An 18,199-nucleotide genomic window follows, 5' to 3' on the forward strand; every position below is an offset into this window, starting at 1 on the left:
TCATAATTACTGATGACCTTTTTCGGCCAGTTGTCTAAGTGTTTTAACTTCGTGAGGTGATAAAACACGACCTTCTCCTGCACCTAAACCTTTTAATGTTAATGGTCCAAATGAAATACGTGTTAACTTTTCAACTTTAAAGCCAAAGTATTCAAACATACGACGAACTTGTCTATTTCGTCCTTCAGTAATCGTAATTTCAATTAACGACGTATTTTTTTCTTTATTCTGCTTCTTTAATTTAACTTTAGCAGGTTGTGTCGCCCCATCTTCTAATTGAATCCCTTTTTCAAGTTCTTTTAGCTGATCACGCATGATGTACCCTTCTATTTTAACTACATATGTTTTAGGAATTTTATATTTAGGATGCGTCATTAAATTCGTAAATTCCCCATCATTCGTTAATAGCAACAAACCGGAAGTATCATAATCTAAACGACCTACAGGGAAAATACGCGTTTCTAAATCATCAAAGTAGTCTAATACCACACGTCGACCACGATCATCAGAAACACTTGTAATAACTTGAGTTGGTTTATAAAAAAGAATGTAAAGTTTATCTTCAAGTTCAATTGGCACATCGTCAATGCTCACTTGGTCAGATGGTGCGACTTTTGTCCCAAGTTCAGTGACAGTTTTATGATTTACTTTAACTCGGCCATCTTGTATTAATGTTTCAGCCTTTCGTCTAGATGTATAACCACTTTTTGCAATTCTTTTTTGCAGTCTTTCAAGTTCATTTGTCATGATATTACTCCTTTTCTATCAATTCATTAAAAAATGATTCAATCTCTTCTTCATCTTCATCAGTGGTAGGTAATGCTTCTAAACTAGATAATCCAAATACATTTAAAAATAAATCTGTCGTATACAGTTGTTGTGCTCGGGATTCCTTTGTAGCAATCGATTGGATAAGTCCTTTAGCGATTAAAGTTTTGACAGGTCCATCTGAATTAATTCCTCGAATCATCTCAATATCATTACGTGTTATAGGTTGATTATAAGCAATAATTGCAAGTGTTTCCATTGCAGCCTGTGATAATTTTGAGTTGTCTTTGTTTTCGATAAGTGACTCAATATATGGTTCCATTTTACGCTCTGTTGTTAATATGTAAACTTGTCCAAATTTATGAATTTCTAAACCAGGTAATTGAACCGATTGAATCGTTTCTTCTAAAGTATTTTGATCAATTTCAAGTATTTGAAGCAATTGTTGTTCATCTATACCATTTTCGCCTGTGGTATATAACAAGGCGATCAGTGCTTCAGTCGTAATAACTGCCATAGTTAACTCCTTTATTAATTGTGATATTATGAAATGCTTTATTTTGCGTAATTTGAATTAAGCCGTTTTTCGCCATATCTAAAAGCGCAATGAAATGTGTGACCACATATTCAAGGGGTTCATCGAATTGAAACAAATCAAAAAATGTTAATTGTTGATGAGATGCTAACTGCTGAAAGATATGTTCAGTCGATTGTTGAACAGTTACATTTTCTTTTTTAATATTAACAGTTGTTGGCTTTTTAAATGTAGCTCGCGTTTTTAATTTTTGATACGCAATCATAAGATCGGTTATATCTAGTGTAGTGTTTGAATCTAATTGATCGTTGGTTTCATATTTTGATAAGTCACTGGGTACTTTAGTATATAAGGCATGACGATCTAATTGCTTTTCTTCTAACATTTGAGAGTACGCTTTATAATTTTGATATTCAATTAACTTTTCGACGAGTTCTTCACGAGGATCTTCTTCTACTAAATCATCTTGTGTCGTATGAGGTAGTAACATTTTACTTTTAATCATTAATAACTCTGAAGCGGTTAATAAATATTCGCTTGCAACATTGATTTCTAATTGCTTCATTGCATGTATGTATTGTAGATATTGTTGCGTAAGTTCTCTCATTGGAATATCATAAATATCGATTTCAAATTCATGTATAAGATGTAATAATAAATCTAATGGTCCGTTAAACGCATCTAGTTTAACTTCATACATAAAATTTCCTCATTTCTGTTTGCATTTAATGCAATATATCAAAATTTATTATAGCATGTTTTAAAAACGTGTTGGAGGTATGTACATTTGGAACAAGCATTAATTGACTATTTTTATCAATTTCATGTAGAACAGCATTATTTTTTATGTCATGACATTTTAGAAGAATGCTGGAAAGCACAACTCATCCATTCAAAAAAAGATGCAATTGTCAGTCTGATCTTACTTGCTACTGGCGCTTATCATTATAGACGCCAGAATTATGTAGGGGCGCATCGAACGTTTATGAAAGCTCAAAAAATTATTAAAGAAGCGCCTTTTCAACAAGTAATGCAGCTAGGCGTGAATTTTGATCAGTATGTCAATATGTTAGAGCAATTAATTGAAGCTACGTCCAAACAAACTCCTTTTGCGCCTATAGAAATTCCAATCACTTCTGAAATGTATCATCTTATTATACAACAACATCCAAATTATCAATTGAACTTAAATATTGTTCATCACCCATCTATTAAGGATCACCATAAATATCGCGATCGTAGTTCAGTAATTGATGCGAGAATACAAGCATTATATGATAGACAAAATAAGCGTGAAAGGTTTCGCTAACTAAACCTTTCACACTTGTTATAATACAGCCTTAACTTAGGCACGTGGATGATATTGATGATATATTTGTCGTATTTGCGCACTTGATACGTGTGTGTAAAGTTGTGTAGTAGAGATATCTGAGTGTCCTAACATTTCTTGTACAGCACGTAAATCAGCACCATTCTCTAATAAATGGGTAGCAAATGAATGGCGCAGCGTATGTGGTGTTAATCGTTTTGTGATTCCTGCTTTTACACCCGTTTGTTTTAAAATTTTCCAAACACCTTGTCTTGTGAGTGCTTTGCCATGCATATTTAAGAATAATGTATGTGTCACCGTTTTCTTTAATAGTTGAGGTCGGATGTTTTGGATATAATATGTTAAGTAGTCAATGACTGTTTCACCTAAAGGGACAATACGTTCTTTGTTCCCCTTTCCAAAAACCTTTACAAATCCCATCATTAAGTTAACATCTTCAACTTCAATATTAATTAATTCACTAACACGCATTCCTGTGGCATATAATAATTCAAGCATCGTACGATCACGGTACCCATTTACTTTATCCAATCTAGGGGCACTTAATAGAAGATCAATATCGTCTACTGATAATACATCAGGTAATTTACGCTCGTATTTAGGTGTTTCGATAAGCACTGTAGGGTCTTGTTTTGAATAATTCTCCCTTAATGCAAACTGATGAAAACTTCTAACAGTCGATGTAAATCTAGCAATAGATTTAGATGAGCGTCCTTCATCGTGTAATTGTCCAAACCATAACTGTATTAACTCGCGCGTCACGAAATCTAAATGCTGTATTTTTTGTCGTTCTAAAAATTCAGCGTAATGGTTTAAATCACGACGATAAGCGGCAATTGTGTTCTTTGATAAACCTTTTTCGATTTGGATAAATTTTAAGTATTCCTCTATTACTTCGTTCATGAAAATAACCCCAATTCTATCAAGCTATTGGCAGTGTTAACGGTTCTTTTTATCTTGACACGCTTTACAAATACCATGAAATGTTAAACGGTGATCTAGTATTTTAAATTGAAACTCATTTTCAACCCGTTCTTCCACTTGAGGTAATAAATCTTCTTCAATTTCATCAACCCGACCACACTCCATACAAACAAGGTGGTGATGAAAATGTTCTGAGCCTTCTTTTCGCAAATCAAAACGTGCAACACCATCTCCAAAACTTACTTTATCAACCACTTTTAGTTCGGCTAGCAATTCTAACGTTCTATAAACGGTCGCTAGGCCAATTTCAGGTGCTTTTTCTTTTACTTTCAAGTAAACATCCTCAGCACTTAAATGATCGGCCTCATTTTCAATCAGTACACGTACTGTTGCTTCACGTTGTGGTGTAAGTTTGTAAGATGATTGTTGTAGTTGTTGCTTCACGCGATTTAAACGTTCTTCCACGGAAGCGTCACTCCCTACTTTAAATTTGAAATGATTATAATCTAAATTACTTCTTTGCTAATAAATTATCAGTAATTGAGAAAAAAAGCAAATATCCGCCTCTTTTTTATTTAGAATGATTATAATTTAATAATAGATACTGTAGGGCAATAAATGTTTTGGCATCATTGATTTCTTGATTAGCCATTGCCTGTTCAACATCAGAAAGACTGTAAAGCGTTTTTTCAACAAATTCATCATCATCCAATTGAACTTTTCCTTCTGATAATTGATCTGTAAAGTAAATTGATATTTTTTCATCTGCGAACCCTGGTGACCCGTAGACTTCTCCAATAAGTGTCAGTGATTCTGTTTTATATCCTGTTTCTTCCTCTAATTCACGTTTAGCCGCACTCATTCGATCTTCACCTGGTTCTAACTTGCCTGCAGGTATCTCTAATAATACTTCATCCATTGGTTTGCGGTATTGTCTCACCAAAATAACCTCGTTGTCTGGGGTTAATGCACATACTGCGACAGCCCCATTATGTTTAACAACTTCTCTATAAGATGTTTCATTATTTGGTAATAACACTTTATGTTTTTCAACATTAATGATTTTTCCTTCATAAATGGCTTCTTTTGATAATGTTTTCTCTTCAAATGTCATTCTTATTTACTCCTTTTCATTTATAGTATGACTTTGCTACTATGGGATTATAGTTAAATTTTATCGGAAGGGGTTATATCATGCAAAAAAATACATTAAAAAGTGGCATTTCTATCTCAGAACTAGGTCTTGGATGCATGAGTCTTGGCACAGATTATCAAAAGGCAGAACGCATTATTCATACAGCTGTTGATCAAGGTATTACTTACTTTGATACCGCTGATGTCTATGATAAAGGTGAAAATGAACCGATTGTTGGTAAAGCGTTGAAACAATTTCAACAAAGAGACGATATTGTTATTGGTACTAAAGTTGGTAACCGTTTGAAAGACAATGGTGAAATGTTCTGGGATCCTTCAAAAAAACATATTAAAGAAAGTGTCAAAACATCATTACGCAAATTAGGTTTAGAGCATTTAGATTTATATATGTTACATGGAGGAACAATTGAAGATCCGTTAGATGAAACAATTAGCGCGTTTGATGAATTAAAACAAGAAGGTTTAATTAGAGCATATGGTTTATCTTCTATTCGCCCTAATGTTATTCGTTATTATTTAGAACATAGTCAGATTGAAACATTAATGTCTCAATTTAACTTAATTGATAATAGACCGGAAATGTTATTGGATGAAATTGAGCAACATGATGTTAAATTGCTTGCGAGAGGTCCCCTATTCAAAGGGATGTTAACAAATAATTATAACAAAGCTTTAGAAGAAAAATTCCAAGATGGTATTCTATCTTATCAACCTGATGAAATTAAAGACACTGTTGATCAATTACATGAATTAGAACCTAACTTAGCAACATTAACAATGAATTACTTAAAATCATTTAATAGTTTAGGATCTATCATCGTAGGAGCAAGTTCTCCTGATCAACTTTTAGAAAATGTCTCAAATTATCAAAAAGATATTGATCATGATAAAGTAGCTAAAGCTAGAGAGATTGTAAAATCACTACAATATACCAATCATTTAGATTAATGTATTCTATCAGCAAATATTTGTAATAACTTTCTGAAAATAGGGTAATAATGATTGAAGAAGATTTTTTATCATTTTATCTATATAACCCAATACACTAATGAGGAAGTGACATAATAATGAAAATCGTATTTTATGGTGCTGGTAATATGGCCCATGCGATATTTACAGGTATTATTAACTCTGAAATTTTACCTGCTGATCAAATTCACTTAACTAACCGTTCGAATGAAGAAGCGTTGATAGAATATAGAGATACACTAGGCATTCAATATAGTTACGATGATGCTGCGTTGTTAAAAGATGCTGATTACGTATTTTTAGGTTCGAAACCTCATAATTTTGAACAACTTGCAGAACGCATTAAAAATAATGCTAATCCTAATAATAAATTTATCTCTATTATGGCAGGCTTACCGATTTCTTATATTAGAGAACAACTCGAAGTGGATAATCCAATTGCACGTATTATGCCAAATACGAATGCACATGTGGGTCATTCGGTAACAGGTGTAAGTTTTTCTAAAAATTTCGGACCAAAGTCGAAAGATGAAGTTTTATCATTAATTAATGCATTTGGTTCAGCGATAGAAGTTCAAGAAGATCATTTACACCAAGTGACTGCTATTACAGGAAGCGGTCCAGCCTTTTTATATCATGTGTTTGAAAAATATGTCATTGCTGGTACTAAGCTAGGACTTGAGAAATCTCAAGTTGAAGAATCTATCCAGGAACTGATTATCGGAACAAGTAAAATGATTGAGCGTTCAGACTTAAGTATGGAACAACTTCGAAAAAATATTACGTCTAAAGGCGGTACGACTCAAGCAGGCCTTAATGCATTATCAGAATATGATATTGAAGGTATTTTTGAAGATTGCTTAAATGCAGCTGTCAACCGAAGTGTGGAATTAGCTAATCAAGACGACGATTCATAATTAAATCATTGATAAAGATATGCTTCATGTAGAATAATCTATCAGGTTATTTGATACATGAAGCATATTTTAATGATATTAAAATTGATAGCTGTCAAAATCATTAACTAACTCAAAGGAAATGTCGTGGTGTTGTCGAAGTTGAGTTGAAATTGCCTCTACTTCTTCTTTAGTATAACGATTGCTGATATGTGTTAGTAAAGCGTGTTTAACTTGGGCGCTTTCAATTAATTGTAAAACATCATTGATATGGCTATGAAAATATTCATTTGCTAATGTATGATCGCCTTCTAAAAATGTAGCTTCATGTATGATGACATCTGCTGCTTGTGCAAGTATCAATTCATTATCGCACGGTTTTGTATCACCAAATACTGTTACAACTGGTCCCTTTTGCTCAGGTCCTTTAAAGGCATTAGCATCATAAACTTTTCCATTATATTCGAATGTGTCATTTACTTTAATCTCTTGGTATTTTGGGCCTGGAGGAATTCCAATTTCTTTCAATTTATTAACATCCAATTTTCCAGGTGTATAAGGTGCCTCAATGCGGAATCCATAACTTGGTACGCCGTGATTGAGCGGTAAAACCTTTACTTTAAATTCATCAATAGAAAATTGTACTTCATCTTCAATTTCAATAATTTTGATAGGATATGACAGATGGGCATAAGATAAGCTCATTGTGTGTTCGATAAACGCCTTGATACCTTTTGGACCTATAATTGTTAAAGGTTTATCAGCCCCACCTTGAAATGAACGGCTCGTGAGTACACCAGGTAGCCCATACAAATGATCGCCGTGCATATGTGTAATAAAAATATGACTTACCTTTCCTAATTTAATGGAATGATGCAAAATTTGATGTTGTGTCCCCTCACCTACATCGAACAGCCAAAAATCTTTGGAATACGGTTCAAGTTTTAAAGCAACAGACTGTGTGTGTCTCTCTTTTGTTGGTAGACCGGCGCTCGTCCCGAAAAATGTAACCTCCATATATACACCTCCACTCAATTATAGTATCATAAAAAATATATATAAGGGTATTGTCACCTTATGCATTCAAAAAAGAAATCAAAAATGTGATTAATTTAAAAGCAAATTGTATGACCCAAAATAAGGGAATGTTTTATAATAAAATATATCATACTAAATTAAGAATTGAGGTTTTGAATCTTGAATAAGACACACAATCAGATTCCTGCGCTAATAACAATATTTGGAGCAACAGGAGATTTAAGTCACCGCAAATTATTTCCTTCATTATTCCATCTATTTCAACAAAACCATTTGGACGAAAGAATTGCGATTATTGGTATAGGTCGACGCGAACTCTCTAATGATGATTTTAGAACACAAGTTAAAAATTCAATTCAAGCGCATGTCCAAGATACAAAACATTTAGATAAATTTATTCAACATATTTTTTATCAACCTCACGACGTTAACGATGAGCAAAGTTACTACAAGTTATTACAACTAAGTGAAGCGTTAGATAAAACTTTTTCTTTAGATGGTAATCGCTTATTTTACTTAGCGATGGCACCACAATTTTTTGGTGTAGTTACAGATTATTTAAAATCATCTGGTCTCACTAATACAACAGGTTTTAAAAGATTAGTCATTGAAAAACCATTTGGAAGTGATTTATCCTCAGCAGAATCACTCAATCAACAAATTCGACGTTCTTTCAAAGAAGAAGAAATCTTTAGAATTGACCACTATTTAGGGAAAGATATGGTACAAAATATCGAAGTTTTACGTTTTAGTAATGCCATGTTTGAACCGCTTTGGAATAATAAATATATCTCCAACATCCAAGTGACTTCTTCCGAAACATTAGGTGTAGAAGATCGTGGAGGTTACTATGAGTCTAGTGGTGCGCTTAAAGATATGGTACAAAATCATATGTTACAGATGGTTGCTTTATTAGCAATGGAGCCCCCTATTAGCTTAGAGAGTGACGACATTCGTTCTGAAAAGGTTAAAGTGTTAAAATCACTCCAAGTTTTAGATGGTGAAGATGTCCATAATCATTTCGTACGTGGTCAGTATGATAAAGGGACAATCAAAGAGCAACCCGTTAAAGCTTATCGTGAAGAAGATAGAGTTTCTCCAGAGTCAAATACACCCACATTTGTTTCTGGAAAAGTATGTATTAATAATTTCAGATGGGCTGGCGTCCCTTTTTATATTAGAACGGGTAAACGCATGAAGCGTAAATCCATTCAAGTGGTTGTAGAGTTCAAAGAAGTACCCATGAATTTATACTATGAAAAGGATAAACATTTAGACTCTAATTTATTAGTGATAAATATTCAACCTAATGAAGGTGTTTCGATCCATCTCAACGGTAAAAAATATGTGCAAGGTATCGAAACTGAACCAGTTCAATTATCATATGCGATGAGTGCACAAGATAAAATGAATACTGTTGATGCATACGAAAACCTTTTATTTGATTGTCTTAAAGGTGATGCGACCAACTTTACACATTGGGAAGAACTTAAAGCGACTTGGAAATTTGTAGATGCCATTCAAAATGAATGGGATAAATTTGAACCAGATTTTCCAAATTACGAAGCTGGTACAAATGGTCCTCTTGAAAGTGATTTATTACTTAGTCGTGATGGTTTTAAATGGTGGGACGATATCCAATAATGTACAAAAGTTCAATGAACACACAAATTTAAGAAAATCCATTCATATCATTGATAAAGTTGCTTAAAAAATTTGCTAAGTTACCTATAAATATTGTGTAACTTAGCACTTTTTGCTTTATAATGAATAATTAGAGTTTGATATTAAACAATGTCATCTTAGTATCGTTTTAGGAGTGAGATCACTTTGGATGTTATTAATAAACTTCAACAATCAATTGTATATATTGAAGATCATTTATATGAAACATTTGATTTTCAAATATTATCTGAATATGTTGAAATATCCCCCTATCATCTAGAACAATCTTTCACCATGATTTTAGGATTAACTCCTAGAGAATATTGGCATTCACGACGTATGACTTTAGCAGCATATGACTTAATACATGGTAATAGTCGTTTAATCGATTTGGCCAAAAAATTTAATTATAACGACGCAAATACATTCGCACATGATTTTAGTGAATATCATAACGTCTCACCATTACAAGCTAAAATCAAAAAAGATCAACTTCATTTGCAAGAACGCCTTTATTTAAAATTAACGAAATCGACTGCTAAACCCTATACTTATCGATTAGAAGAAGTTGGAGATGTTTCACTTATTGGCACATCAAAATTTATTCCATCTTCTGAATTGGATAATCACTTTATTATTCCAGATTTTTTAGAGGATTTAAAAGTTGCAGGCACTTTAGATGAAATGTCAAAATATAATGATATAAGTCCACATGCCCTGTTTGTGATTAGTTGTCCATTAGAAGATGGTTTAGAGGTCTTTGCAGGTGTGCCATCTCAACGCTACCCTGCTCAATTTGAGGATAGGTATTTAAATCAAGAACAATATGCAGTGTTTAACTTACAAGGTGAGATTGATTTTGTCACAAGTGAGGCTTGGCATTATATCGAAACGAGTTTACAACTTACTTTACCATATGAACATGATCGTTTATATATTGAAATTTATCCTTTATCTATTTCGTTTGAGGATCCACATACCAAAGTACAACTCTGTATACCTGTAAATGTCGATGAAATATAACGATAAAGTGATTTATCACATAAAAAACACCACAAAATAATTTGTGGTGTTTTTGTCTATGAATTATGAATTACTCATTCCATTGTGTATGGAAAGTCCCTTCTTTATCTTTGCGTTCATAAGTGTGCGCACCAAAGTAGTCACGCTGTGCTTGAATAAGATTTGCTGGTAAATCTTCTGAACGGTAACTATCATAATAATTGATACTAGCTGCAAATCCTGGAACGGCTACTCCATTTTGCACAGCTGTAGCGACAACATCACGTAATGCTGTTTGATAGTCAGTGACGATATTTTTAAAGTAATCATCTAATAAAAGGTTTTGTAATGAAGCGTTTTGATCATAGGCTTCTTTAATTTTTTGTAGGAATTGTGCACGAATGATACAACCTTCTCGCCAAATCATTGCTAATTCTCCTAATTGTAAGCCCCAATCATTAACCTCACTCGCTGTTTTCATTTGGTCAAAACCTTGTGCATAAGAACAAATTTTACTCATGTATAAAGCACGTCTAATATTTTCAAGGAAAGCTGCTTTGTCTCCTTCGAACGTTGCTTTAGGTCCGTTTAAATATTGAGATGCTTTAACACGTTGTTCTTTTAATGAAGAAATAAAGCGTCCAAATACTGATTCAGTAATTATTGTTAAAGGTGCGCCAAGCTCTAAGGCATTAATTGATGTCCATTTACCTGTACCTTTTTGCCCTGCTTTATCCATAATCTTTTCAACAAGTGGTGTACCATCTTCATCTAGTTTTGTAAAGATATCACCAGTAATTTCAATTAGGTAACTTTCTAATTCACCAGCGTTCCATTCTTTGAACGTTTCAGAAATTTCTTCATGAGACATTTTAAGTAAGTCTTTCATTAAAGTATAACTTTCTGCAATCAGTTGCATATCAGCATACTCGATACCATTGTGTACCATTTTAACGTAATGACCTGCCCCATTTGGTCCAATATAAGTCACACAAGGTTGACCATCTTCAGCTTTAGCGGAAATCGCTTCAAAAATGTCAGCGACTTTTTCGTAAGCTTCTTTTTGCCCGCCTGGCATCATAGAAGGACCAGTTAAAGCACCAATCTCACCGCCGGATACACCTGTACCGATAAAGTTAATACCACTTTCAGCTAATGCTTTATTTCGACGAATTGTATCTTGGTAATTTGTATTACCACCATCGATTAAAATATCATCATGGTCTAGTAATGGAAGTAGTGAATCAATTGTTTTATCTGTTGCTTCACCTGCTTTAACCATTAATAAAATTTTTCTTGGTTTTTCTAGAGAGTTAACAAATTCTTCTAATGAATAAGTAGGCACAATATTTTTGCCTTCAGATTCTTTAATCATAGTATCGACTTTTTCAGATGAACGATTATATACTGAAACACTATATCCACGTGATTCTATATTCCATGCTAGATTTTTTCCCATTACGGCAAGTCCTACTACACCGATTTGTTGTGTCATATTATTAACCTCGCTTATTATAAATTACGGCTATATTGTACCATATTGCTGACTTCATTTGATAAAAAAATGATTAGACGATTAGTCTATTTTATACTGTTTTAATAATTGAAAGGACAAATTCTGACAACTTAATCAATGATTGTTTAGCAATGCGTTCTTCTGTGGTATGAATGTTTTCATAGCCTACTCCTAAAATAACAGTAGGGATACCAAGGCCGTTAATGATATTACCGTCAGAACCCCCACCGCCAATACCAAGGTTTGAATTTAAACCAATATGTTGTGCTGCTTTTACAGCGTTTTGTATTACCGTAGCATCTTTTTCAACTAAAAATCCTGGGTAAGATAATGACGTTTCAACATCTGCTGACGTTCCATATGAATGGGCTGTATTGATAAAAGTTTCCTTCATATGTTGAACTTGAGCTTCGATTTTATCTTTAGAATGAGAACGTGCTTCTGCCCAAATGGTTACCAAATCTGTTACGACATTAGTCGGGCCACCACCCTCAAAACGGCCAATATTCGCAGTGGTCTCATCATCTATTCTTCCTAACTTCATTTGTTGTATAGCGTGTGAAGCAATCTTAATTGCACTGACTCCATTTTCAGGTGTGCCTGCATGGGCATTTTTGCCGTAAATCTTGGCATCGATTTTCATCTGATAGGGTGCGCCTACTGTTATGTCACCTACTGGTACTGCTGAATCAATCGCATAACCATAATCGGCCTCAAGCATTTCTGATTGTAGTGCTTTAGCTCCTACAAGACCAGATTCTTCGCCAACAGTAATAATAAACTGTAATTGTCCATGCGGTAATTTTTCACTTTGTATCGTTTGTAAAACTTCTAATATCACAGCCAAGCCTGCTTTATCGTCTGCACCTAGAATCGTTTGTCCATCAGAATAAATATAACCATCATCTTTTATTTGCGGTTTAACATTTTCGCCTGGTTTTACCGTGTCCATGTGGCTTGTGAAGTAAATTTTGTCATGTCCTTCTTCGGTCGCTGGCAAAGTACAAATTAAATTGTTAGCCCCAAAACCTGTAGTGTGTTGTGCATTATCCTCTTTAACGTCTAAACCTAACTTCTGAAATTGATCTTTTAAAAATGTTTGGATCTGCCCTTCATTACCAGTTTCTGAATCAATTTGAACCAATTCTAAAAATGTTTGTATTAATCTTTCGTTATTCATCATCGTTTCACCCTTTGTTCTGATAGTGATTTAAGTTTAACGAAAATGACTATAAAAGAAAACTATTGAGATTTATACAAGATTAAAGAAGTTGTTATGCAGAATGAGATTAAGGGTATAAAATGAATAGTGTATCATTTGAAAATGGATTGTGTTTCATTTAATGAAAATATCAAACTCAATGACATATTAAAATATACAACGTCATGATGACATGATATAATTTACACTATTATAGAAGTATTTGCTGATAAAATGCGGAGGTATTATTGCTATGTTAAATAAAAAAGTGCGCAAAGTCCTATTAATTATTATGTTACTTGCAATTATTGCATCACTGATTTTAACAGGAGTAGCACCACTTATGTCTACATAAGACTAATGATTATGCTTAATAGTGAAACAATGAAAATTTAACAAGAAACCCTGATGGAGGATTGACTTAAAGCCTCTATCAGGGTTTTTGAGTATTCGCTATTTCATGGTGCATTTTTAAAGAGCCAAATTTAGATTTAATAGCGAGGTACTCTTCCGTATCGTATAAAATTTGTATAATATTTGCACGAGTATACAACGCTTCTTTGGTTTTGGGTAAAGGTTGTTCATCAATTTTTAAACGAATTTGATATAACGTATGTAATCTCAGAGCTGTATAGTTATTTTCATTAACATTCTCAGCCATTTCTTCAAATAAGTATGCTATATCTTGATTGATGTCATCTGTAGTATACATATGTTGAATATGAAATTGTATATGCTTGAGAATTTCAAGTTGATCTTCTCGCATATCAAAATAATGATAGTAGCTATTTTCGTTACGTACAAAATGGTTTTTGACATCTCTAAAAGCTACAGATTTGGCTTCTTGTATTTTATTCATTAATGGTGTAAATGAAACGGATGAGTGTTGAGGATGCGTTTTACAATTTTCGCTGAATGTCAGAAACACGTTTTGAATATAGTTTTCTATTTCTTCTTTGTAACGTTCTAATACATTATCCAGATTAGGCATAATACTGTTCATTAATACGGCAATAGATAAACCGACGATAAGTAATAACACTTCATTAATCATTAGATTTAAATCTATCACTTCAGCATTAAAGATATGTAGTAAAATAACAATACTAGTAACTACACCTTCTTGCATACCTATCATGACCGTTAATGGGATAAAAAATAAAACAATAATGCCAAGTACGATAGCAGATTGGCCTAATAATGAAAAAATGAGTGAACCTAATCCAATAGCGATAAGACAAGAGATAAATCTTGAAATAATAGCCGTTAAAGAGTTAACTTTCGTATCTTTTATACATAAAACAACTAAAATGGCACTAGACGCATAATTATCTAGTCCTAAGAATTTTGTAATCATTACGCCGAGTGCCATACCTACCGCTGTTTTAATTGTTCTAAATCCAATACGATAAGGATTTAAACGAAACATCCGGTATCTCCTTTACTTTTCTTCACAATATTTATCGAATAAGTTTTGTAATTGAGTAATAACATCCATGATATCGTGACCTTCAATTTGATGACGTTCAATCATTTGTGTGATTTTACCATCTTTCATTAAGGCAAACGATGGACTTGATGGTGCATATCCTTCGAAATAATCACGTGCACGTTGAGTTGCCTCTTTATCTTGACCAGCAAATACAGTGACTAATCGATCAGGTAAAACATCATAATGTAAAGCATGTGTTGCTGCAGGACGTGCAATACCACCTGCACAACCACACACTGAGTTGATCATTACGAGTGTTGTGCCATCTTGTTGGAATACTTGGTCTACTTCTTCTTCAGTAGTTAAAGATTCGTAACCTGCATTATCCATGTCTTTACGTGCTTGTTTTACAACATCATTCATATATAAATCAAAATTTAAATCCATAACTCATTCCTCCATGATTTCAGTTGCTTTCATTTTACTAAATGACCTTCTGCAATTCAATATTTCAAGTTTTAATGTCATTTAATATACAGAAGTTTGACTCAATGTATAACTTTCAATGCGTTGTTTTATTTCTTGCATAAATTGCCCTGCTGCTAAACCATCTAAAATACGGTGGTCAATTGAAAGACATAAATTCACCATATCTCGAATGGCAATCATATCATCGATCACTACTGGACGTTTAACGATGGATTCAACTTGTAAAATAGCAGCTTGAGGATGATTGATTATCCCCATCGAACTCACTGAACCAAATGAACCAGTGTTGTTTACAGTAAACGTACCACCTTGCATATCTTTTTGTGTAAGTTGATTATTTTTAGCTTTATTGGCAAGTAAATGAATTTCTTTGGCGATACCTTTGATTGATTTCTCATCAGCATTATGAATAACTGGTACAAATAAATGTTGATCGTGCGCGACTGCAATTGAAATATTAATATCAGAATGTACAATGATTTCATTCTCATGCCACGTACTATTTAATAATGGGTGATTTTTTAGTGTTTCTGCAACTGCTTTTATAAAAAAGGCAAAGAATGTTAGATTATAGCCTTCTTGTTGTTTAAATTGATTTTTGTAATGATTGCGTGTCTTACTCATTTCTGTTGCATCCACTTCAATTGCCATCCAAGCATGCGGAATTTCTTGTACACTTTGTTTCATTTTTTGTGCAATTTGACGACGTACACCATCAATTGGTAATGAATCTTGACGTGTCATTTGAGGGGAAGGATGATTGGTTTGAGATGTATCCGTTTGAGTTGATGGCTCATTTTCCTGAGATTGAGATGAAGTGATCCATTTTAAAATATCTTTTTTAGTCACACGTCCCTCAAAACCAGTTCCTGTTACTTGTGATAAGTCAACATTATTTTGAGATGCTAATTTGAGTACAACTGGTGAATATCGTCCATTATTTTTAGATAATTGAGTAGAAGATACTTGCGTTTGAATATGATCTTGTTGATTCGCACTTTTCGATTGTTGATCTGGTTCATTTGAAGTTGGCGTTTCAACAAGGTCATTGCCATTAGCTTCAATTTCACAGATAGGCTCTCCTACTTGAATTGTTTGACCTGGTTCAACCAATAATTTTGTTATTTTACCGTCATAAGTAGAGGGCACTTCAGCCGTTACTTTATCAGTAATGACCTCACATAATGGATCATATTCAGCTACCGTATCTCCCTCTTTAATAAACCATTGATCAAGCGTCCCTTCATGAACACTTTCTCCGAGTTTTGGCATTTTAATGTACATCAGAAATCCTCCTTAAAATAATGCAAGTTCACGCATTTTATCTTGAATTTTATCTGGATTAATCATAAATTCTTCCTCAAGTGGTGGAGAAAATGGCATAGAAGGCACATTAGGACCAGCTAATCTCATAATAGGTGCATCTAAATCAAATAAACAATGTTCCGCTATAATAGCAGCTACTTCAGACATCACACTACCTTCTAAATTGTCTTCAGTGACAAGCAAACATTTACCTGTATGTTTCGCTCTTTCAATAATAGTAAATTGATCAAGTGGATAAATCGTACGTAAATCAACTACTTCTACGCTAATATCTTCTTCTTCTAATAAATCTGCAGCTTGTACACAATAATTTACAGCTAAACCGTATGTAAATACCGTAATATCGTCACCTTCTCTTTTTACATCTGCTTTACCTAGAGGTACAGTGTAGTAAGATTCGGGTATGTCCTCTTTTAAAAGACGATAAGCTTTTTTATGTTCAAAATATAACACTGGATCATTAGATTCAATTGATGATAAAAGTAATCCTTTCGCATCATAGGGTGTTGAAGGAATGACTACAATTAATCCAGGTGTTGATGTAAACACACTTTCAATACTTTGTGAATGATACAACGCACCATGGATACCTCCACCGAAAGGCGCGCGAATAGTAATCGGTGCATGCCAATCATTATTTGAGCGATATCGCATTTTTGCAGCTTCACTCATGATTTGATTGGTAGCTGGTAGAATATACTCCGCAAATTGAATTTCTGCAATGGCTCTTTTACCCATCATACTAGCGCCAATTGCTGTTCCAACAATATTAGATTCTGCTAGTGGCGTATCTATCACACGATGCATACCGTATGTTTCTTGTAGGCCTTTTGTGACACCAAAAACACCGCCCTTTTTCCCGATATCTTCACCAAGTAAAAATGTCGAGTTATCCTGTGCTAACGCTAAATTTAATGCATCATTAATTGCTTCTAAATATGATTGTTTAACCATTAAAAGGGCCTCCTTGCTCATAGACATGTTCATATGTTTCAGATACATCCGGATATGGAGCTAATTCAGCTTCTTTCGTGGCTGAATTCACAATATCTTTATTTTCTTTCTCTACTTTTTCAAACCAGGCTTCATCAGCAATTTGATGTGCTAACATATAATTCTTAAATTGTATATTACAATCATTTGCTTTATCATCACTTTTTTCTTCTGTAGTTCTATAACCATCATCATCATCAGAAGAATGTGCTGTGAGGCGTGTACACACGGCTTCAATGAGTGAAGGTCCCTCTCCATTTAACGCACGTTCTCTCGCTTTTTTAATCACTTTATACACGGCAATTGGATCGTTACCATCTACTGTTTCACCAAACATACCGTATCCTTGAGCGCGGTCTGATAACTGATTCGCTGCATATTGTAAAGAAGTTGGCACAGAAATCGCATATTTGTTGTTTTCAATCAAACAAATAAAGGGAAGTTTATGAACACTTGCGAAGTTTAAACCTTCATGAAAGTCACCCTGGTTGGAACTTCCTTCTCCAAGCGTAGTTAATGCAACTTGTGCTTTTTGATCCATTTTCAATGATAATGAGGCGCCCACCGCATGTAAAATCTGTGTTGAAACTGAGGAGCCTTGAGACATAATTCCGATTTCTTTTTTGCTGAAATGTGAAGGCATTTGTTTACCACCAGAACTAATATCATCTCGTTTACCAAACGCAGATAGCATTGTTTCTAATGGGGTCATACCTAAGTATGTCACTAATGCTAAATCACGATAATATGGTGCCGTAATATCCCCTTTTTCAAGGGCAAATGCCGTTCCAACTTGTGTGGCTTCTTGGCCTTGACAACTAATAACGAAAGGGATTTTACCAGCTCTGTTTAAAAGCCACATTCTTTCGTCAAGTTGGCGTCCTAAATTCATTGCTTTATACATTGTTTTAACATCTTCAATTTCAAGATTAGCTTCTTTATAATCTTCCATTCTAAAGA

The 18,199-nt window shown here is 33.8% G+C and carries 20 protein-coding genes; 6 read left to right on the plus strand and 14 right to left on the minus strand.

Going from position 1 to position 18,199, the window contains the following annotated elements:
• Window positions 1–6: 6 nt before the first annotated feature.
• Genes ACEE93_RS04415 through ACEE93_RS04425 form a run of 3 tightly spaced genes read right to left on the minus strand, consistent with a single transcriptional unit; the run spans window position 7 to window position 2,003 of the window.
• Window positions 7–747 carry a pseudouridine synthase gene (locus ACEE93_RS04415; RefSeq protein ID WP_449155517.1) on the minus strand — a complete coding sequence of 247 codons (741 nt, stop codon included), beginning with the start codon at window positions 745–747 and terminating at the stop codon, window positions 7–9.
• A gap of 4 nt (window positions 748–751) precedes the next feature.
• Complete coding sequence (gene scpB, locus ACEE93_RS04420) at window positions 752–1,285, minus strand: SMC-Scp complex subunit ScpB (RefSeq protein ID WP_449155518.1); 534 nt, start codon at window positions 1,283–1,285, stop codon at window positions 752–754.
• Window positions 1,266–2,003 (minus strand): segregation and condensation protein A, encoded by a 738-nt coding sequence (locus ACEE93_RS04425; protein WP_449155519.1) that lies wholly within the window; start codon window positions 2,001–2,003, stop codon window positions 1,266–1,268. The genes scpB and ACEE93_RS04425 overlap by 20 nt, the downstream gene beginning before the upstream one ends.
• 87 nt (window positions 2,004–2,090) lie before the next feature.
• Here ACEE93_RS04425 and ACEE93_RS04430 point away from each other — a divergent pair, with 87 nt between their 5' ends.
• Complete coding sequence (locus ACEE93_RS04430; protein ID WP_449155520.1) at window positions 2,091–2,612, plus strand: DUF309 domain-containing protein; 522 nt, start codon at window positions 2,091–2,093, stop codon at window positions 2,610–2,612.
• 36 nt (window positions 2,613–2,648) lie between these two features.
• On the opposite strand, the gene xerD is transcribed toward ACEE93_RS04430, so the two are convergent.
• The 3 genes from xerD to ACEE93_RS04445 form a co-directional block, all read right to left on the minus strand.
• On the minus strand, window positions 2,649–3,536 hold the full coding sequence (gene xerD / locus ACEE93_RS04435; RefSeq protein WP_449155521.1) for a site-specific tyrosine recombinase XerD: 888 nt from the start codon (window positions 3,534–3,536) through the stop codon (window positions 2,649–2,651).
• A gap of 36 nt (window positions 3,537–3,572) precedes the next feature.
• A complete protein-coding gene (fur, locus tag ACEE93_RS04440; RefSeq protein ID WP_449155522.1) occupies window positions 3,573–4,022 on the minus strand; it encodes a ferric iron uptake transcriptional regulator in 450 nt (149 codons plus the stop codon).
• 106 nt (window positions 4,023–4,128) lie between these two features.
• Window positions 4,129–4,671 (minus strand): NUDIX domain-containing protein, encoded by a 543-nt coding sequence (locus ACEE93_RS04445; protein WP_449155523.1) that lies wholly within the window; start codon window positions 4,669–4,671, stop codon window positions 4,129–4,131.
• 80 nt (window positions 4,672–4,751) lie between these two features.
• Here ACEE93_RS04445 and ACEE93_RS04450 point away from each other — a divergent pair, with 80 nt between their 5' ends.
• On the plus strand, window positions 4,752–5,660 hold the full coding sequence (locus ACEE93_RS04450; protein WP_449155524.1) for an aldo/keto reductase: 909 nt from the start codon (window positions 4,752–4,754) through the stop codon (window positions 5,658–5,660).
• 119 nt (window positions 5,661–5,779) lie between these two features.
• A complete protein-coding gene (gene proC, locus ACEE93_RS04455; protein ID WP_449155525.1) occupies window positions 5,780–6,598 on the plus strand; it encodes a pyrroline-5-carboxylate reductase in 819 nt (272 codons plus the stop codon).
• A gap of 78 nt (window positions 6,599–6,676) precedes the next feature.
• On the opposite strand, the gene rnz is transcribed toward proC, so the two are convergent.
• The gene (gene rnz, locus ACEE93_RS04460) at window positions 6,677–7,594 is read right to left on the minus strand and encodes a ribonuclease Z (RefSeq protein WP_449155526.1); all 918 of its coding nucleotides are present in this window, start codon (window positions 7,592–7,594) and stop codon (window positions 6,677–6,679) included.
• Window positions 7,595–7,774: 180 nt separating this feature from the next.
• Between rnz and zwf the strand changes: the two genes are divergently transcribed.
• Both zwf and ACEE93_RS04470 read left to right on the plus strand, forming a co-directional pair.
• Window positions 7,775–9,259 carry a glucose-6-phosphate dehydrogenase gene (gene zwf / locus ACEE93_RS04465; RefSeq protein ID WP_449155527.1) on the plus strand — a complete coding sequence of 495 codons (1,485 nt, stop codon included), beginning with the start codon at window positions 7,775–7,777 and terminating at the stop codon, window positions 9,257–9,259.
• A gap of 186 nt (window positions 9,260–9,445) precedes the next feature.
• The gene (locus ACEE93_RS04470) at window positions 9,446–10,303 is read left to right on the plus strand and encodes an effector binding domain-containing protein (RefSeq protein WP_449155528.1); all 858 of its coding nucleotides are present in this window, start codon (window positions 9,446–9,448) and stop codon (window positions 10,301–10,303) included.
• Between the two features lie 70 nt (window positions 10,304–10,373).
• Here ACEE93_RS04470 and gndA read toward each other — a convergent pair whose 3' ends face one another.
• On the minus strand, window positions 10,374–11,777 hold the full coding sequence (gene gndA, locus ACEE93_RS04475; protein ID WP_449155529.1) for an NADP-dependent phosphogluconate dehydrogenase: 1,404 nt from the start codon (window positions 11,775–11,777) through the stop codon (window positions 10,374–10,376).
• Between the two features lie 91 nt (window positions 11,778–11,868).
• Complete coding sequence (locus ACEE93_RS04480; RefSeq protein ID WP_449156413.1) at window positions 11,869–12,981, minus strand: M20/M25/M40 family metallo-hydrolase; 1,113 nt, start codon at window positions 12,979–12,981, stop codon at window positions 11,869–11,871.
• Between the two features lie 241 nt (window positions 12,982–13,222).
• Here ACEE93_RS04480 and prli42 point away from each other — a divergent pair, with 241 nt between their 5' ends.
• Window positions 13,223–13,354: a stressosome-associated protein Prli42 gene (gene prli42, locus ACEE93_RS04485; protein WP_449156414.1), complete on the plus strand. Its 132-nt coding sequence runs from the start codon at window positions 13,223–13,225 to the stop codon at window positions 13,352–13,354.
• Between the two features lie 78 nt (window positions 13,355–13,432).
• Here prli42 and ACEE93_RS04490 read toward each other — a convergent pair whose 3' ends face one another.
• From ACEE93_RS04490 to ACEE93_RS04510, 5 genes are all read right to left on the minus strand, one after another.
• Window positions 13,433–14,428, minus strand: a complete 996-nt coding sequence (locus ACEE93_RS04490) for an aromatic acid exporter family protein (RefSeq protein ID WP_449156415.1) — start codon at window positions 14,426–14,428, stop codon at window positions 13,433–13,435.
• A 12-nt stretch (window positions 14,429–14,440) separates the two neighbouring features.
• Complete coding sequence (brxB, locus tag ACEE93_RS04495) at window positions 14,441–14,878, minus strand: bacilliredoxin BrxB (RefSeq protein ID WP_449155533.1); 438 nt, start codon at window positions 14,876–14,878, stop codon at window positions 14,441–14,443.
• A gap of 81 nt (window positions 14,879–14,959) precedes the next feature.
• The gene (locus ACEE93_RS04500; RefSeq protein WP_449155534.1) at window positions 14,960–16,204 is read right to left on the minus strand and encodes a dihydrolipoamide acetyltransferase family protein; all 1,245 of its coding nucleotides are present in this window, start codon (window positions 16,202–16,204) and stop codon (window positions 14,960–14,962) included.
• Window positions 16,205–16,216: 12 nt separating this feature from the next.
• Window positions 16,217–17,200, minus strand: a complete 984-nt coding sequence (locus tag ACEE93_RS04505) for an alpha-ketoacid dehydrogenase subunit beta (RefSeq protein WP_449155535.1) — start codon at window positions 17,198–17,200, stop codon at window positions 16,217–16,219.
• Window positions 17,193–18,191 (minus strand): thiamine pyrophosphate-dependent dehydrogenase E1 component subunit alpha, encoded by a 999-nt coding sequence (locus tag ACEE93_RS04510; protein ID WP_449155536.1) that lies wholly within the window; start codon window positions 18,189–18,191, stop codon window positions 17,193–17,195. Before ACEE93_RS04510 ends, ACEE93_RS04505 begins: the two co-directional genes overlap by 8 nt.
• Between the last annotated feature and the right edge of the window lie 8 nt (window positions 18,192–18,199).

It is taken from the genome of Staphylococcus sp. 11262D007BW, assembly GCF_053547815.1.

Excerpts from the sequence above, each read along its gene's own strand:
- ACEE93_RS04415 (WP_449155517.1), bottom strand. The coding sequence starts at position 747 with ATGACAAATGAACTTGAAAGACTGCAAAAAAGAATTGCAAAAAGTGGT.
- scpB (WP_449155518.1), bottom strand. The coding sequence starts at position 1,285 with ATGGCAGTTATTACGACTGAAGCACTGATCGCCTTGTTATATACCACA.
- ACEE93_RS04425 (WP_449155519.1), bottom strand. The coding sequence starts at position 2,003 with ATGTATGAAGTTAAACTAGATGCGTTTAACGGACCATTAGATTTATTA.
- xerD (WP_449155521.1), bottom strand. The coding sequence starts at position 3,536 with ATGAACGAAGTAATAGAGGAATACTTAAAATTTATCCAAATCGAAAAA.
- ACEE93_RS04445 (WP_449155523.1), bottom strand. The coding sequence starts at position 4,671 with ATGACATTTGAAGAGAAAACATTATCAAAAGAAGCCATTTATGAAGGA.
- ACEE93_RS04450 (WP_449155524.1), top strand. The coding sequence starts at position 4,752 with ATGCAAAAAAATACATTAAAAAGTGGCATTTCTATCTCAGAACTAGGT.
- proC (WP_449155525.1), top strand. The coding sequence starts at position 5,780 with ATGAAAATCGTATTTTATGGTGCTGGTAATATGGCCCATGCGATATTT.
- rnz (WP_449155526.1), bottom strand. The coding sequence starts at position 7,594 with ATGGAGGTTACATTTTTCGGGACGAGCGCCGGTCTACCAACAAAAGAG.
- gndA (WP_449155529.1), bottom strand. The coding sequence starts at position 11,777 with ATGACACAACAAATCGGTGTAGTAGGACTTGCCGTAATGGGAAAAAAT.
- ACEE93_RS04480 (WP_449156413.1), bottom strand. The coding sequence starts at position 12,981 with ATGATGAATAACGAAAGATTAATACAAACATTTTTAGAATTGGTTCAA.
- ACEE93_RS04490 (WP_449156415.1), bottom strand. The coding sequence starts at position 14,428 with ATGTTTCGTTTAAATCCTTATCGTATTGGATTTAGAACAATTAAAACA.
- brxB (WP_449155533.1), bottom strand. The coding sequence starts at position 14,878 with ATGGATTTAAATTTTGATTTATATATGAATGATGTTGTAAAACAAGCA.
- ACEE93_RS04500 (WP_449155534.1), bottom strand. The coding sequence starts at position 16,204 with ATGTACATTAAAATGCCAAAACTCGGAGAAAGTGTTCATGAAGGGACG.
- ACEE93_RS04505 (WP_449155535.1), bottom strand. The coding sequence starts at position 17,200 with ATGGTTAAACAATCATATTTAGAAGCAATTAATGATGCATTAAATTTA.
- ACEE93_RS04510 (WP_449155536.1), bottom strand. The coding sequence starts at position 18,191 with ATGGAAGATTATAAAGAAGCTAATCTTGAAATTGAAGATGTTAAAACA.